The sequence below is a fragment of the Oligoflexus tunisiensis genome (genome assembly GCF_001748245.1).
In the GTDB taxonomy this organism is placed as follows: domain Bacteria; phylum Bdellovibrionota_B; class Oligoflexia; order Oligoflexales; family Oligoflexaceae; genus Oligoflexus; species Oligoflexus tunisiensis.
The window spans coordinates 4734580-4749214 of the sequence record NZ_BDFO01000001.1; the positions used below are offsets into that span (position 1 = coordinate 4734580).

At 56.3% G+C, this 14635-nt stretch carries 14 protein-coding genes; 12 read left to right on the forward strand and 2 right to left on the reverse strand.

Annotated features, from left to right (window positions below):
• Positions 1–33 precede the first annotated feature (33 nt).
• Genes OLTU_RS19575 through OLTU_RS19590 form a run of 4 tightly spaced genes read left to right on the forward strand, consistent with a single transcriptional unit; the run spans position 34 to position 3821 of the window.
• Positions 34–1008, forward strand: coding sequence for a hypothetical protein (locus OLTU_RS19575; RefSeq protein WP_141734453.1), 975 nt, complete (start codon positions 34–36; stop codon positions 1006–1008).
• Between the two features lie 11 nt (positions 1009–1019).
• Positions 1020–1688 (forward strand): hypothetical protein, encoded by a 669-nt coding sequence (locus tag OLTU_RS19580; protein WP_141734454.1) that lies wholly within the window; start codon positions 1020–1022, stop codon positions 1686–1688.
• 12 nt (positions 1689–1700) lie between these two features.
• The gene (locus OLTU_RS19585; RefSeq protein ID WP_141736823.1) at positions 1701–2909 is read left to right on the forward strand and encodes a DUF1501 domain-containing protein; all 1209 of its coding nucleotides are present in this window, start codon (positions 1701–1703) and stop codon (positions 2907–2909) included.
• 21 nt (positions 2910–2930) lie between these two features.
• A complete protein-coding gene (locus OLTU_RS19590) occupies positions 2931–3821 on the forward strand; it encodes a hypothetical protein (protein ID WP_141734455.1) in 891 nt (296 codons plus the stop codon).
• On the opposite strand, the gene OLTU_RS19595 is transcribed toward OLTU_RS19590, so the two are convergent.
• Positions 3818–4675, reverse strand: coding sequence for a bifunctional methionine sulfoxide reductase B/A protein (locus tag OLTU_RS19595; RefSeq protein ID WP_141734456.1), 858 nt, complete (start codon positions 4673–4675; stop codon positions 3818–3820). The two genes, OLTU_RS19590 and OLTU_RS19595, sit on opposite strands and share 4 nt — an antisense overlap.
• A gap of 189 nt (positions 4676–4864) precedes the next feature.
• On the opposite strand from OLTU_RS19595, the gene fabA reads away from it, so the two are divergent.
• The 6 genes from fabA to OLTU_RS19625 all read left to right on the forward strand — a co-directional run bounded on the left by fabA (position 4865) and on the right by OLTU_RS19625 (position 11652).
• Positions 4865–5455, forward strand: coding sequence for a bifunctional 3-hydroxydecanoyl-ACP dehydratase/trans-2-decenoyl-ACP isomerase (gene fabA / locus OLTU_RS19600; RefSeq protein ID WP_141734457.1), 591 nt, complete (start codon positions 4865–4867; stop codon positions 5453–5455).
• Between the two features lie 14 nt (positions 5456–5469).
• Positions 5470–5925, forward strand: a complete 456-nt coding sequence (locus tag OLTU_RS19605) for a 3-hydroxyacyl-ACP dehydratase FabZ family protein (RefSeq protein ID WP_141734458.1) — start codon at positions 5470–5472, stop codon at positions 5923–5925.
• The gene (locus tag OLTU_RS19610) at positions 5922–7199 is read left to right on the forward strand and encodes a beta-ketoacyl-[acyl-carrier-protein] synthase family protein (RefSeq protein ID WP_141734459.1); all 1278 of its coding nucleotides are present in this window, start codon (positions 5922–5924) and stop codon (positions 7197–7199) included. Before OLTU_RS19605 ends, OLTU_RS19610 begins: the two co-directional genes overlap by 4 nt.
• Positions 7200–7365: 166 nt before the next feature.
• Positions 7366–8703: a TolC family protein gene (locus OLTU_RS19615; RefSeq protein WP_141734460.1), complete on the forward strand. Its 1338-nt coding sequence runs from the start codon at positions 7366–7368 to the stop codon at positions 8701–8703.
• On the forward strand, positions 8700–9692 hold the full coding sequence (locus tag OLTU_RS19620; protein ID WP_218110141.1) for an efflux RND transporter periplasmic adaptor subunit: 993 nt from the start codon (positions 8700–8702) through the stop codon (positions 9690–9692). The genes OLTU_RS19615 and OLTU_RS19620 overlap by 4 nt, the downstream gene beginning before the upstream one ends.
• Complete coding sequence (locus OLTU_RS19625; RefSeq protein WP_218110142.1) at positions 9637–11652, forward strand: ABC transporter permease; 2016 nt, start codon at positions 9637–9639, stop codon at positions 11650–11652. Before OLTU_RS19620 ends, OLTU_RS19625 begins: the two co-directional genes overlap by 56 nt.
• 42 nt (positions 11653–11694) lie before the next feature.
• Here the strand turns inward: OLTU_RS19625 and OLTU_RS19630 are convergent, their stop codons facing one another.
• The gene (locus OLTU_RS19630; RefSeq protein ID WP_141734463.1) at positions 11695–13008 is read right to left on the reverse strand and encodes a monooxygenase; all 1314 of its coding nucleotides are present in this window, start codon (positions 13006–13008) and stop codon (positions 11695–11697) included.
• 152 nt (positions 13009–13160) lie between these two features.
• Between OLTU_RS19630 and OLTU_RS19635 the strand changes: the two genes are divergently transcribed.
• Together OLTU_RS19635 and OLTU_RS19640 are read left to right on the forward strand one after the other, a co-directional pair.
• Positions 13161–14078, forward strand: coding sequence for a radical SAM/SPASM domain-containing protein (locus OLTU_RS19635; protein WP_141734464.1), 918 nt, complete (start codon positions 13161–13163; stop codon positions 14076–14078).
• 71 nt (positions 14079–14149) lie between these two features.
• Positions 14150–14620, forward strand: coding sequence for a cytochrome P460 family protein (locus OLTU_RS19640; protein WP_141734465.1), 471 nt, complete (start codon positions 14150–14152; stop codon positions 14618–14620).
• The last annotated feature ends 15 nt before the right edge of the window (positions 14621–14635 follow it).

The following is a 14635-nucleotide window of genomic DNA, read 5'->3' on the forward strand; positions in this document are numbered from 1 at the left end:
TGCACAACCCTTCAGAGCATCAGGAGATTTGGAATGTCGACTCACATCAAGAAAACGGTCCTAGGAGCGGGAGCGGTGCTTGCAATTGCGGCCGGCGTGCTCACCAACCTGGAGATCGGCACGCAGGCTCAGGCTCAGAATGATGCCGATCCGGGAAAAGGCGTTCGCTGCGCGACCCGTCTTTCCGTATCCTTTCTCGGCACGTCCCCCAGCGATGCGCTGCTGCAAAGCGCGGATCCTCAATCGCAGGTGGATACATTGATCGCCGATCCGATCTTTCAGGAACGATTCGCCCGTTTTATTAACAGTGTGATGAACGACGCTCCTGGTGCCACATCAGAAGAAGACGGCGCCTATCACCTGGGCAAGTACATCCTGCAAAATAACAAGCCGTGGAAGGAGCTCTTTAACGGAGCCTATAACATCGTCGCCACGGGCAATAACAATAACCGGACTGTCAACGTGCAGCCGGATCCCAACGGTCTCGGCTATTTCCGCAGCCAGGCCTGGCTTGAGCGTTATGCCGGGAATGAGCTGACCGGTCTGAAACTGAACTCAGCCTATCGCCTGCTCAACAACGTGGTCGGTCTGCAGCTGGTGGCCACCACCAACGCTCCGGGTGCGGACGTGTCCGCCGCCGGTCGTGCATCTCCGGCCTGTAAAGGTTGTCACTTCGATGGCTGGTACGCGCTGGATAAGACCGCGCAGATCCTCACCCGTGTGCAGCGTCAGGGGAACAACGTGACCTTCACGCCCACCGACGGTCAAGCCAAGGAGGTTCTCGGCGGCCTGATGCTCAAAGATGACAAGGAACTCGTGGACGCCATGGTCAACTCCGAGCAGTTTGCTTTCAATGCCTGCCGCACCGTTTTCAAATACCTCTATGGTCGTGAAGAAAACGCCTGCGAATCCGCCGTATTTGATAAATGCGTGGAGTCGCTCAATGCATCAGGCATGATTCAGTCCGCTCTGGCGACTGTAGCCAAAGACCCAAGCTTCTGCCAATAAGGAGATGAACCATGAAAAGTACGATAGGCCTTTTGATGATCCTGGCAGCAAGTCTGGTGGCTTGCGGCAAAGCCCCGAAACATCGTTCCTCACCCACGGTGGGAAGCGTACCCAACGGACCGACGGACACCAATCCTGATGGCAAGGATCCTAGCGCCAGCACAATGCTGACCTGCTCCTTGACGGACGGCCGTGCTTATAAAGGTTTTGGCAATGTTAACCTGGTCGCCGGTCGCCAGACTGAAGTGGCGAAGGATGGTGATCGTTATCGTGTCAAACCCTATACGGCTCTGTCCGGCGAATACATGCGCGTGGCAGGCGCTATTCCTGCATCTCTGACAGCCAACGCCGCAACCTTTGCCGCTGCTCCTGACCGTTGGTATACGGATACCCAGGCCAGCGCTGTGACCCTGTTCACAAGTTACCGCGTGGCTTACGAAGCGGCTCTCACCCTGGCCGGCACCGACAGCAAATACGCGGCGGCGCCCACCGAGGAAACCGCAACGGCGAACTGTACAGCCGTTGCCCGTCAGGCCTGGAATCGTTTGCCAAGTCCTGAGGAAGTGAGTGCCTGTAAAAAGGTGGCCCTGGTTGAAACCGCGGCGGAAACAGATATCAAGGCACGCTGGGCTTATACCCTGGCATCGGTATTAACGGCTGCCGGCTTTCTCGCTTACTAAGGAGCACAGAACATGAGCAAGTCCAAGAGCAATATTTCACGTCGCGACCTTATCAAGCTGACAGCCGGTACCACAGGTGCTGTCGCTCTCGGCGGTTTCGTCCCTGGTATCCTGACTTCCGAGGCGCTGGCGCAAACCGCAACGCAATCGGCTGTCCTGGTGGTCTACCTGTCAGGTGGTTACAACGCTATCTTCACCTCGGCTGACTCATTCAGCGGCGCCGGCACCTTCGGTGTAACCAACGCCAACATGCTGGACCTCGGCGGCGGCCTGGTGGTCGATAACAGCCTCGCCACTCTCGGTGCCTTTGCGAAAGCAAACATGGCCACGATCGGTGTGGCTCACGGTATCGCCGCTCACGGTGGGGCGAGAACCGCACAATTTACAGTCAATAACCTCAATCCGGTCCTGTCACTGGCGGCCGGCATGGGCGGAAGTGGTTCCATCAAAGCCGCCAACGTCGGTGCGGAAATGGCGCCTGGTCCGCAAACGGCTGTCGGTGGAACCTCACTGCAGCAGATCAGCGATATGAAATCCACGATTGATGCTCTCGGTGGTGGGGCTGTGGATCCAACCATGCCCAAGCGTGAATTCGCAGCCAAAGGCATTACAGCAGCTGAAATGATGTCTCTGCAGCGTCTGAAGGGTAACCCTGCGTCGCTGGCCAGCATGACCAACGGTTATAAAGCGGCTTTTGACACTTTGTCCAAACCATCGCAACCGTTCAATGCCCAGGAACTCATGACAGCTTATAACCTCACGGGAACAGCTGTGACCAGCATGATGTCGAAATTCGCAGCCGCTGAGTTGATGGTTCGTTCCGGTGCCAACGTGGTGACGGCAGTCTCCAATGGTTGGGATACTCATGGTGATACCTCGGGACAGCGTGCCCGTCAGAGATTTACGCAGGAAATCCTGCCTGGTCTGAAAGTGTTCACCGATCGCATGGTGAAAGCAGACAGTAACGTAACTGTCGTCATCTTTGGTGACTTTGCCCGTTCCTTGCCTGGTTCCGATCATGCGTCGGTAACCTCCGCCACGGTCATCGGCCCGAACGTGAAACTCGGCACGACCGGTAAGGTTGATGCCAACGTCGGTCTGCCGGCAGGATCTCCAGGCATCAACGGCATGTGGGGTCTTCTTGCAGCCCTGGCCAAGGCCCCCGCATCGGTGGTGCAAGGCTTCGGTGGGAACCCTCACACGGCGATCATCAAAGCCTGATTCGGATGAAAGGATAGCATCATGCGGCACGTTCCCTTGTCATGTCTGCTTATCGCAGGCCTCGTGCTCAGCAGTTGTGCAGAAGAAGCACCCAAAGTCTCGCGCTCACAGCCACCCACGGCTGTGGGTGCGGGACAACAGGAGACAACCGGGGGAAATCGTGCCGATGGCACAAAGAGCCCGACGTCTCCGAACGATAATACGCAGGACCCTTCCACGCCGGGTGATGACATCATTCCGGCTGGTCCGACCACGACGGCGATGACGGTCGCCGCCGGTCCCGTGAGCTTTGATCTGGCCACGGCAAAACCGGCTCTAACCGGAGCCACGCTGACCGCGACCGTGACCGTCAATGCCGCCGCCGGTGCGGCTCCTGCTTCCATCACTCTCAGCAATGTGGCGATCAAAACACCAGCCAATACCGGCTTTGTTCTGTATCGTCCCGTGCTGGTTCTGATGGATGGAACCAAGGAAACGCAGTATCCGATCGGAGCGAACATCAACCTGAAAATTCCCAAGGCCCGCACGGTGCCCCTGGCAGGCTTGACGACGGTGACTTTTGACAACATCAGCGCCGGGGCTTCGATCAAAATGCGTTTCTCCGCGCTCGAACCTTTGCCAGATGCTTTGCTGGACGGCATTCCCAATTACCGGGAGTGCAAGGCGCCGGAAAGTTTTCGGGCCGTGGCCACCGCGCTGCAGCCCTGCAAGGCTTGCCACAGCGGACTCTTTGCTTATGAGTTTATGGACAAGGATATCGCCACAGCCTGTGGTCAGAATCTGAAAATCATCGACGCGACTTTGAACAGTAACGGAGTACGACCCAACATTCCCGCTGGTGCTCATCAGGGTGTGAATGCCGGGCCCGTCACCACCGCGATAGGCCCTTGGCGCACGGCAGAAGGCCTTTAGGATCGCGGAAAAAGTTGCCGATAACGATGGCAGTAGGGAATATCACCTTTGCGTTCATAATAATGCTGGTGATAATCCTCTGCGGGCCAGAATTTTGTACGCGGCCTCAATTCCGTCGCCACCTTCATGCCCCGGGCTTTGAGCTGTTCGATCAACTCCTCTGCAAGTTTTTTCTCTTCCTCATTCTCATAAAACAAAACGGATAAATACTGGGGCCCAATATCCGGCCCCTGTCCATCAGTCTGCGAGAAATCATGCGTTTCAAAGAACACCCGCAGAATCTCCGCCAGATCCACCTGAACCGGATCGTAGGTCACTTCCGTGGCCTCGACATGGCCTGTGGTGCCGCTGCAAACCTGTTTGTAGCTGGGGTTCTCCACATGCCCCCCGCTGTACCCTACCTGCGTTTTTAAAACGCCTGGGATGCGTCCCAGATAGTATTCCGTTCCCCAGAAGCAGCCCGAAGCCAGGACCACGCTACGGACGCCAGGGACCTTGGTCGGTTCAAATTCCAGGGAGACGCTGTTCACGCAGTGCCGGGTATTTTTATCAGTCAAACGCTCACCCTGGAAGACATGGCCCAGGTGAGCCCCGCAGTTTTTGCAAAGAATTTCGGTCCTCCGGCCATCGGCGTCGGTTTTGCGTTCCACCGCGCCAGGGATTTCGTCATCAAAGCTCGGCCAACCGCATTCGGAATGAAATTTATCGTCGCTCCGGTAGAGCGCAGCCCCGCATTTTTTGCAATGATACACGCCAGGTGCTGTGGTGTTCACATAAAGACCAGTAAAGGGCCGCTCGGTTCCTTTTTGATCGATCACCCAACTTTCAAAGGGTGTCAGTTGCCTTTGTGACATAATATGCCTTGCTGAAATAGGTGAAAGCGCGAAGAATCAGTTCGATTCTACTCTCAAATACAAACGAAAAAATCCTAGTCCTTGTGTAAACTTTTCGCAAGAGCGGCGCACGTGCAACATTACAGTTGGAGGCTGAGCTAACAAAGGATATGTAAGAGAAGGAGTCCCAATCACCGAAGGAAGTTTCCCATGCTTTACGCAGAATTTCTTGAACGCACCTCATTCAACAAGCAGGAATTGATCGCCCATGCCAATGGTCTGCTTGTGGAAGATACCCCGATTCCGGAATTTGGCCGCATTCCAGCACCTCCCTTTCTGATGTTTGATCGCATCGTGGAATTGACTCGCAATGGTTCCTCTGGTTCCATTATTGCCGAACAGGATGTGCAGCTGGATGCCTGGTATTTTCAATGTCACTTTAAAGGTGATCCTGTACAGCCGGGCTGCCTTGGTCTTGATGCAGTATGGCAATTGATTGGGTTTTACTGCTTTGCCAACGGCGGTCTCGGCAGCGGTCGCGCGCTGGGCTGCGAAAGCGTGGAATTCCTGGGCCAGATTCGCCCGCACGATAAGCTCGTGCGTTATGAAGTGACCATTCGCCGCCTTTCCATTTTGAAAGGCAAAGGCGCAGCCATCGCTGTGGGTGATGCGCGCGTGCTGGTCGATGATCAGCCTATTTACAATATCAAAGGTGCCCGTGTCGGCAGCTTTACTGGCATCAGTTATCCCGATTATCCGCTGCCTTCAGCCAACTCGCGCGGCGGTATTCTGGTTCGTTAAGAGGAGTTTCCGGCATGACGGTTGACATCAAACAAACCATTTTGGAAATGGTGCCCCAGCAGTATCCGTTTCGGTTCCTGGATCGCATTGTCGATCTGGATGCCCAGAACATCGTCGGGGAATATACCTTTGATCCGGGGCTGCCCTTTTATCAAAAGGAAAATGTGGTCCCCGAAACCATTCTGATCGAAACCGTGGCCCAGACCGTGGTCGTCGCCATGGGTTTGCATTTGATTGATGTGGACGCTCAGAACGGAAAAGGTCTGAATCCGTCCGAATATGTGACTCTGTTCACCGACGTGGAAATGGAATTTTTCAAGCCCGTGCATGCGGGTGAAAAGGTTCAGGTTCGCGGCACCAAGCAGAGCTGGCGTTTTCGGAAGATTCGATCGCAGGCGGAACTTTATAACGAACAGGGTGAGCTGATCGCTCGCGGAACTCTGTCCGGTATGGGAGTGAAAAAACAATGAGCAAAAGACGCGTTGTTGTTACGGGAATGGGCGTGGTCGCGCCCAACGGTCATGGTTTGAAAAACTTCAGCCAGGCCTTGCGCCAGGGTCAGTCCGGTCTGCGTCACCTGCCGGAACTGGAGCAACTCAAATTCGGTTGTCAGGTGGCCGGCGTGCCGCAAAATATCGATGAAATCAAGACATCCTACTTCAGTCCGGATGAGCTGCTGGCCATGAACACGGCCATGACCTTTGCCTGCATTGCCGGTGTGGATGCCTGGAAGGATGCTGGACTGGATTTGCCGCAGTTTGGTTCCGATCACGTGCACGAGGATACCGGCGCCATCGTGGGAACCGGCATTGGCGGTGTGGATACCCTGGCCGAAAAAGTCATTCCTCAGACCAGTCAGGGTCAGGTTCGACGCCTCGGCAGCACCATTATTGAACAGATCATGGCCAGTTCGGTGAGTGCCCGCTTTGGTGGACTCTTTGCGCTTGGCAATCAGGTGACGACCAACAGCAGCGCCTGCAGTACCGGAACGGAAGCCCTGATCATGGGCGTGCAGCGCATTCGTGATGGTCTGGCCGATCGCATGATGGTGGGTGGAGCGGAAGGCGCGCATCCTTATATTTGGGCCGGTTTCGATGCCATGCGCGTTTTGAATCGCAATAGCAATGACAAGCCCACGGCCGCCTCGCGTCCTCTGAGTGCCACAGCCAAGGGTTTCATTCCTGGCAGCGGCGGCGGTGTGCTGGTGGTCGAGGCTTTGGAAACCGCACAGGCTCGTGGCGCACGCATTTATGCCGAGGTTCTGGGCTCCGCTCTCAACTGTGGCGGCATGCGTCGGGGTGGAAGCATGACGGCGCCAAGTCCCTATAGCGTGCGTCGCTGTATTCGGGATGCCATGATGGATGCCGGAATCCAATCCGAGGAACTGGATTATATCAACGGACACCTGACGGCCACCGGCGCGGATCCTTTGGAAGTGGGCAACTGGCTTTCCGCCCTGGAACTGCCGGCAGAACGCTTCCCTGTGATCAACTCGACCAAGTCCATGATCGGTCACGCTCTCGGTGCAGCCGGAGCCGTGGAGTGCATCGCCACGATTCTGCAGATGCATGAAGGATTTATCCATCCTTCGCTCAATAGCGAGGATCTGCATCCCGATATTGAAAAGATCGCAGGTAGCATTCCTCATGAAGCTCTTAACAAAGCGATTCAGGTGGCGGCCAAGTCCAGTTTTGGATTTGGTGACGTGAACAGCTGTGTCGTCTTTAGAAAATGGGCCGGCTGATTTCCGATCAAACTCAATCCCGAGGCGCCCTGCAGGGCGCCTGTCCCCCGCCCTCCCGCTGACATTTTTTCGTCAATCGCGTAATCCCGAGCGCCAGCCTCTAGCCTTTCGCCGATGTTTACGGTAAATCCGTAGTAGAACAGTATCAGCCCAGAAAGACATTCCAATGGAACATCAGCTCAATCCCGGCCTCCGAACCAAAGTCCTGCAAGGTCTCGGCATCTGGCTCATCCTCCATGGCATTCTTATTTCTTTCTCATCCGCGCAGTCCGCTCCGAACTCGCTGACCTGGCAAGCGGCTGTAACGGAAGCCAGTCGCAACAATGCGGAGCTGAAGGCCGCTCAGGAAAATGTGAAGAGTGCTCAGGCGAATGTCCAGGTCGCGCGCGCCGGCTATCTGCCACGGATTTCAGCATCATTCTCAGCCGGACTGGAGGGTCGTGAAATCACCAGCCGCACCTTCGAACCCACCACGTACCAGGATTTGCAGGCCCGTGCGACCGACAGTTATGGAGCCTCGATCGAAGCCAGTGAAACCATTTTTGATGGTTTTGCCACGCAGTCGCGGGTCGGGCAGGCGGAATCACGGGTTCGCGAAAGCGAGCACCAGATTCAAATTCTGAAAGCGCGCCTCAGCTATGATCTGAAAACAGCCTGGTCGGGCATGATGCAGGCGCAGAGGTCGCTCCGCCTTTATCAGGATATTATCAAGCGCCGCGAGGAAAACCTGCGACTCGTTGAATTGCGTTTCGCCGCGGGCCAGGAAAACAAGGGTTCCGTGCGCCTGTCCGAAGCCTATTTGAAACAGGCGCGTTTTGAAGAGATGCAGGCCCGCGATAATCTCAACGTGGCCCGCTCCCGTTTGAACAAGGTGCTGGGTCGTGCCGATGACAGCAGCTACGAACTTCGGGGTGATGTGCCCCTCAGCGCCATTCCCGGCCGGGTGGATTTCACGGCCCTCGCCCGCAACACGCCCGAATTCAAATTGAGCCAGGCGCAGGAGCAAACCGCGACCGCGGATCTCTCCCTCGCCCGGGCCGGCTTTTATCCCGAGCTTGGTCTGCGCGGCAGCATCGGCCGCACGGATGATCACTTTTTCCCTGAGAATGAAGCCTGGTCGCTCAGTGTGGTGCTGACCGTTCCGCTCTTCTCAGGCGGCAGCGATTACTATACGCGGCAGGCTGCGATCAATCGATTGACGGCCGCCGGCCTCACACGGGAAAATGCGGAACGTGATATCGTGGCCCGCCTGCGTCAGGCGCATGTGACTCTCCTGGAATCCAGTGAACGCCTGAAAGTGGATGAAAGTTTTGAAGATGCCGTCACGCTGCGTGCGGAAATCGCTCGGAGCAAGTACAACAATGGCCTGACCACCTTCGATGACTGGGATTTGATTGAAAGTGATTTGATCAATCGCCAGCGCGCGGTGCTGTCCAGTCAGGGCAATCGGGTGACCGCGGAAGCCGCATGGGAACAAGCGCAGGGAAGAGGAGCACTGCAGTGAATCAAGCCAAGTCAAAATCCCGTCTGAAACTTTGGATTCTTCTGGGTGTCGCTCTTTTGCTCGGCGGTGGAGGCTGGTACTACTATAAGAAAAAGAAAAGCCTGCCTCCGGTGACCTATACCGAGGCCACGGTCACCCGCGATACGCTGCAGATTACCATTCTGAGCACCGGCATTGTGCAGCCGGAAAATCGCCTCGAAATCAAACCGCCGATCGCCGGTCGGGTCGAACAGGTTCTGGTGAATGAGGGCGACGAAGTGAGAAAGGGCCAGATCCTCGCCTGGATGAGTTCCACCGAACGGGCGGCCTTGCTCGATGCCGCCCGTGCAAAAGGCGCCGCTGAAGTCAAACGCTGGGAGGATATCTATCGTCCCACTCCGATCATGGCTCCCATCAACGGCACCATCATCCTGCGCAATGTGGAAGCCGGTCAGACCTTTTCCAACGTGGACTCGGTATTCTCGATGTCGAACCGTTTGACCATCAAGGCCCAGGTGGATGAAACCGATCTGGCCCAGATTAAAAAAGGCCAGACCGCAACCGTTGTGCTGGACGCCTACCCCCGTGAGGAAATTCCCGGCAAGGTGGAAAAACTCGCCTACGATGCCAAGACCGTGAACAATGTCACGACCTATACCGTGGATGTGCTGCCGAATAAAACTCCGGAGTTCATGCGCAGCGGGATGACAGCCAACGTCACCTTTCTCGTTTCGGAAAAGAAGGATGTTCTCACCATTCCGAGCGAGGCCATCAAGTTCATGGACGGCAAACCCGCCGTGCTGCGGCCCAATCCCGACCAAAGCCTGCCGCCCATCGAACAGCCGATTAAAATCGGTGTGACCGATGGCAAGCAGACGGAACTTGTGGAAGGCCTTGAAGAAGGCGCCACGATCCTGATTGAAAACCTGACGCTGGGCAACGGGGCGGCGGCCGGTGGCAATCCTTTCATGCCGTCGCGCCGACCGCGCGGTTCCAGAGGAGGCCGATAAGAGCATGCTCGAGCTGCGGAATATCAACAAAAGTTATCGCATGGGCGATAGTACGGTTTATGCGCTTCGCAATGTTTCCGTCACGATCGAAAGCGGTGACTTTGTCGCCATCATGGGTCCCTCGGGTTCCGGCAAATCCACTCTGATGCATATCATGGGTCTTTTGGATGTGCCCGAGTCAGGATCCTATCTGGTCCATGGCCGTGAGGTTGCGCAGCTGAACGAGGATGACCTGGCCGTTTTACGCCGCAGGGTGCTCGGTTTTATTTTTCAGCAGTTCAACCTGCTGCCGCGCATGACCGCGGCTCAGAATGTGGCCCTGCCCCTTTTCTATTCTGAAGGGAAACTCCAGGCCGAGCGGGCCCATGATGTTCTCGACGCCGTGGGTCTCGGCACGCGCAAGGAGCATCGACCCAATGAATTGTCCGGGGGTCAACAGCAGCGTGTGGCCATCGCCCGTTCGATGATCAACAAACCCCTGATGGTTCTGGCCGATGAACCAACCGGAAACCTCGACTCCAAAAGTGAAAAAGAGATCATGGCTCTGCTGCGCGAGATGAATGAGCGAGGCATCACCGTGATCATGGTCACCCACGAGGACGAGATCGGACAACAGGCCCGACGCCTCATTCGCATGCGCGACGGGGAAATTCAATCCGATGAACGTCTGGCCCCTCTGCCCAAGCCTCAAAATCCGCCGACCTTGAGTGAGGCCGCACAAAAAGGTGGTTCCGGTCTGAGCCACATCTGGCAGCATTTTGTTCAGGGCACCAGCACGCTCGCCGCCAACAAGGTGCGCACGAGTCTTTCCATGCTGGGCATCATGATCGGTGTCGCGGCGGTGGTGGCGATGCTGGCCCTGGGCAAGGGCGCGCAGTCCGCCATTGAAAGGCAACTCTCCTCCCTGGGTTCCAATCTGCTCGTGCTCCGCTCCGGCGCTTCACGTGGTCCGGGTGGAGCCCGGTCGGAGGCCGGGGCCGTGACCCGCTTTACCGTGGAGGATGCGGATGTCATTGAACAGCGGATCCCCGGTGTGCGGGAGGCCGTTCCCAACGTCAACGGCCGTGGTCAGGTGACCTTCGGCAACAAAAACTGGTCGACATCCCTGATTGGATCCACGCCTTCCTATGCCCGCATGCATTCCATGGTTCCCGATGTGGGCCGCATGTTCACGGAAGAGGAAAATCAAAAGCGCGCGCGGGTGGCTGTGATTGGCCGCACCCTGGTGCGGGAGCTCTTCGAAGGCCGGAACCCGATCGGCGAGTTGATCAAGATCAACAAGGTGAATTTTCAGGTCATCGGTCTTTTGCCGGAAAAAGGCGCCTCCGGTTTTCGGGATCAGGATGATCAGATTCTGATGCCGGTGGAAACTGCAATGCATCGCCTCCTCGGCAAGGATTACGTGGACTACATCGAGATCGAAGTGGAAAGCACCGAGGCGATGGACAGCGTTGAGGAGCGCACCGAGGAACTCATGACCAGGCGCAAGCGGGTGCCGCCCACCAGGCAGGATGAGGCCTTCAGCATTCGCAATATGGCCGAAATTCAAAATGCCCTGAGTGAGAGCACGCGTATCATGACCCTTCTTCTGTCGGTGATTGCCTCGATCTCGCTTCTTGTCGGCGGGATCGGCATCATGAACATCATGCTGGTCTCCGTCACCGAACGCACGCGCGAAATTGGTCTGCGCAAAGCCATCGGCGCGCGCCGGGCGGATATCCTTTGGCAGTTTCTGATCGAATCGGTGGTGGTGAGTCTGGTCGGTGGCGTGTCCGGCATTGCCCTGGCCGTGCTGATCACCACCACGCTCTCCGCAGTTTCCGGCTGGAATACCAGCATCACCGCCTCATCGGTAACGCTGGCCTTTGTCTTTTCTGCAAGTGTCGGCGTCATCTTTGGAATCTATCCGGCCCGCAAGGCGGCCCAATTGAACCCGATTGATGCCCTGCGTTACGAATAGACCGCGTTCATCCATGTGGCGGACGCAGCGTCCGCCGGCGGATCATGGGCTCACATAGACAAAGCCTATGCACATTTCATCCTCGGTGCCTTCCCCCCAATTCACATCCTTGGGGCCCGGATTATTGAAGCGGCATTCGAGGTTCAGGCGATCACCGGGGTTCACCGTCATGGTCTCTTTCAGCACATAGCTGCTCTGCCAGTGAAAATCCCAGCGCGGAATATCCAGAAGGCAGCCGCGGGCCCCGTCCTTGCGTTCCACATGCAAACGCGTGCTCTGCCCCAGAAGGTGCATATGCAGCGCACTGGAATAAATTTTCAGCGGTGCCGAAGCCGAAAGCTGCCCGCCCGTGAACGAGGCCGCGTATTGGGTGAAGGGCGCGCCATAGGCATGGATCACATTGTTCTGTCCGGCCGGTATCAGCATGGTGTGATTGTTCACCCAATCCGAATTGGTAAACGGCACCACAAACGCTTCCTTGTCCACGCTGGCATCGAGTTTCAAAAGAAGCTTCGAGCGATCGGCCGGGTTCGTCCCATGTTCGGTATGGTAATGAACCTGCATCACGATTTTGGAGCCCGGTTCCACTTTCAAACCGGTGCCGGCCGGCAGATCACGTCCCATGCTGCCCGGAGCCCAATGGGCGATTTGCGGCAGGTTTTTTCCGCCTTCCAACGGCCCACCAAAGCATGTGTAACCCGGCCCGGCTTTAGCCTCATCCATGGCTTTCACAGCGCCGAGCAGCTGCGGCGGCACACGATAGGCGATCACATGATGGACGATCTCCGGCTGACCGGGCTGCACGCCGGCACCCGTGATGTACTGCGTGCTGGTGTCCGGCCAGTCGATGATAAAGCAGCGATAGTCATTGGTCCTGGGTTTGGGAACATACGATTCGAGCGGCATCAGCTCGCGATCCACGCGACTCAGTTGCTCCGGCTGCGGCGGTGGCGCCACATAATCGACCGGATCACCCGCCGGCGCGCCGGCCGCGGACCAGGCGCCGAGGGCTTGAATGGCCTCCTCCGAAAGGGACCGATCATTCGCATAGTCCTGACAGCCAGGGCCGGCCAACCAGGGCGGCATGGCTCGGGTCTGTGTGGCATGGGCGATCGCCTTGTGCAGACGCAGGGCCGTGTTCGTATCCTCGAGACTGAAGGGCGCAATGCCACCGACCCTATGGCAATTGACGCAGTTTTGTTCCAGGATCGGCTTGATGTCGGCGTAGTAGGTCAGCTCCTCAGTCAGAGCCGGCCCCTGGGCGTTGGCGCTGGGGGTTTGACTCTCACTCTCATCCTTGGGGGAACAGGCCAGGGGGAGCAGCAGGATCGCAAGACGGCTGATTCGAGGCATCATGAGAACTCCTGTTTCAGTAGTTTGGAAAGACTTTAGGCAAGGACTATGGAGAAACCATGGAGGACATTTTCGGCTTTAATGGCGCAGTTGCGAGGGCGAACGATCCGTAATAGTGTCCATCTCTTCATGGACCCATAGCTCTGGTTGAAAAGATGCCGAAAACCTATCGACGAGCCAACGTGGAAATCAGCAACATCTGCAATCTGAAATGCAGTTTCTGCCCGGAAGTCGAACGGGAAAAACAGGTCATGCGACCGGAAACCTTTGATCAACTGGCTGCGCAGCTGGCACCTTTGGTGGATGAAGTCTGTTTGCACCTCATGGGTGAACCCTTGAATCATCCGCGTTTTTCAGAATTCATAGCGGCTTGTGCCAGGCATCAGCTGCCGGTGAATTTAACCACCAATGGTCTTCTTTTGCAGGGTCCGCGCAAGGAATGGGCTCTGCATCCGATCGTGCGGCAGGTGAATATTTCGGTGCATAGTTTTGAGGCGAATTTCGGTTTGCGCGATGTGGGTCCTTATATGGAGCGTGTTTTTCAATTCACCCGCGAGGCGCTGGCGCAACGCCCGGACCTTTACATCAATCTCAGGCTTTGGGATCTCACCGATCCGTCCAGCCTCAACGCGACCAACGCCGCCATTCGCCAGCATATCGAAGAGGAATTTCACCTCGACCTTTCGCAATTGAAAGTCGATATCAGACGGCGCAAGAATTTGCCTCTGCAGGGTCGCATCTACCTGCATTTCGATTCGCGCTTCACCTGGCCTTCGCCCTCGCTGCCCCCACTGTCCCGAACCGGATTCTGCCACGGTCTTTCCAATCATTTTGGAGTTCATGCCGATGGCACGGTCGTTCCCTGTTGTCTGGATAAGGAAGCCGTGATCAACCTCGGCAATATCGCCAGGCAAAGTCTGACGGAAATCCTGCAGAGTCCGCGCGCTGAATCCATCCGCCAAGGCTTTGCCCGCGGCGAACGGCGGGAGGATTTATGTCAGCGTTGTCCATTCATTGAGCGCTTTGCAAGTAAAGCCCGAAAACTCGCGGCCCGGCACCCCGATTTTTCTTGACCCCGGCGCCGCTCCTTTCGGTACAATGCTCATTAATACCCGCATCATTTCTATTTACCGAAAGGTTTGTCATGAAGACAGCTCTGGCGACGCTTGGTGTAATGAGTATTCTTTGTTCGGCAGGATTGGCTTTTGCGGCTGAATTTGCTGTTTTGCCCAAAGGCTTTCGCATGTGGACTCATACCAAATCGATGGTCATTCCTGACAAATCACACGGACTTTATGGTTTTCATAATATTTACGCCAACAAGAAAGCGTTGACCACGTTGAAGGCGGGCAACGGCCCCTATCCGGATGGATCGGCTTTCGTCGTGTCGTTCTATGAAGTCAAAAACGAAGGTGGCGCGTCCACTCAAGGTGCAAAAATCATGGACGCCGTCATGGTGAAAACTCCGAAAGCCTCGGCCACCGGGGGCTGGGCGTATGGTGTGTATGACGCAAAAGGCAAAAGAAAAGCGGTGGATGTGGTCAAAGGCTGCTACGAATGCCACAACGCTCAAGCCAAAGCCACTGATTATATATTTGAAAAATATATAGACTGAGGATAAGAGGAAAGG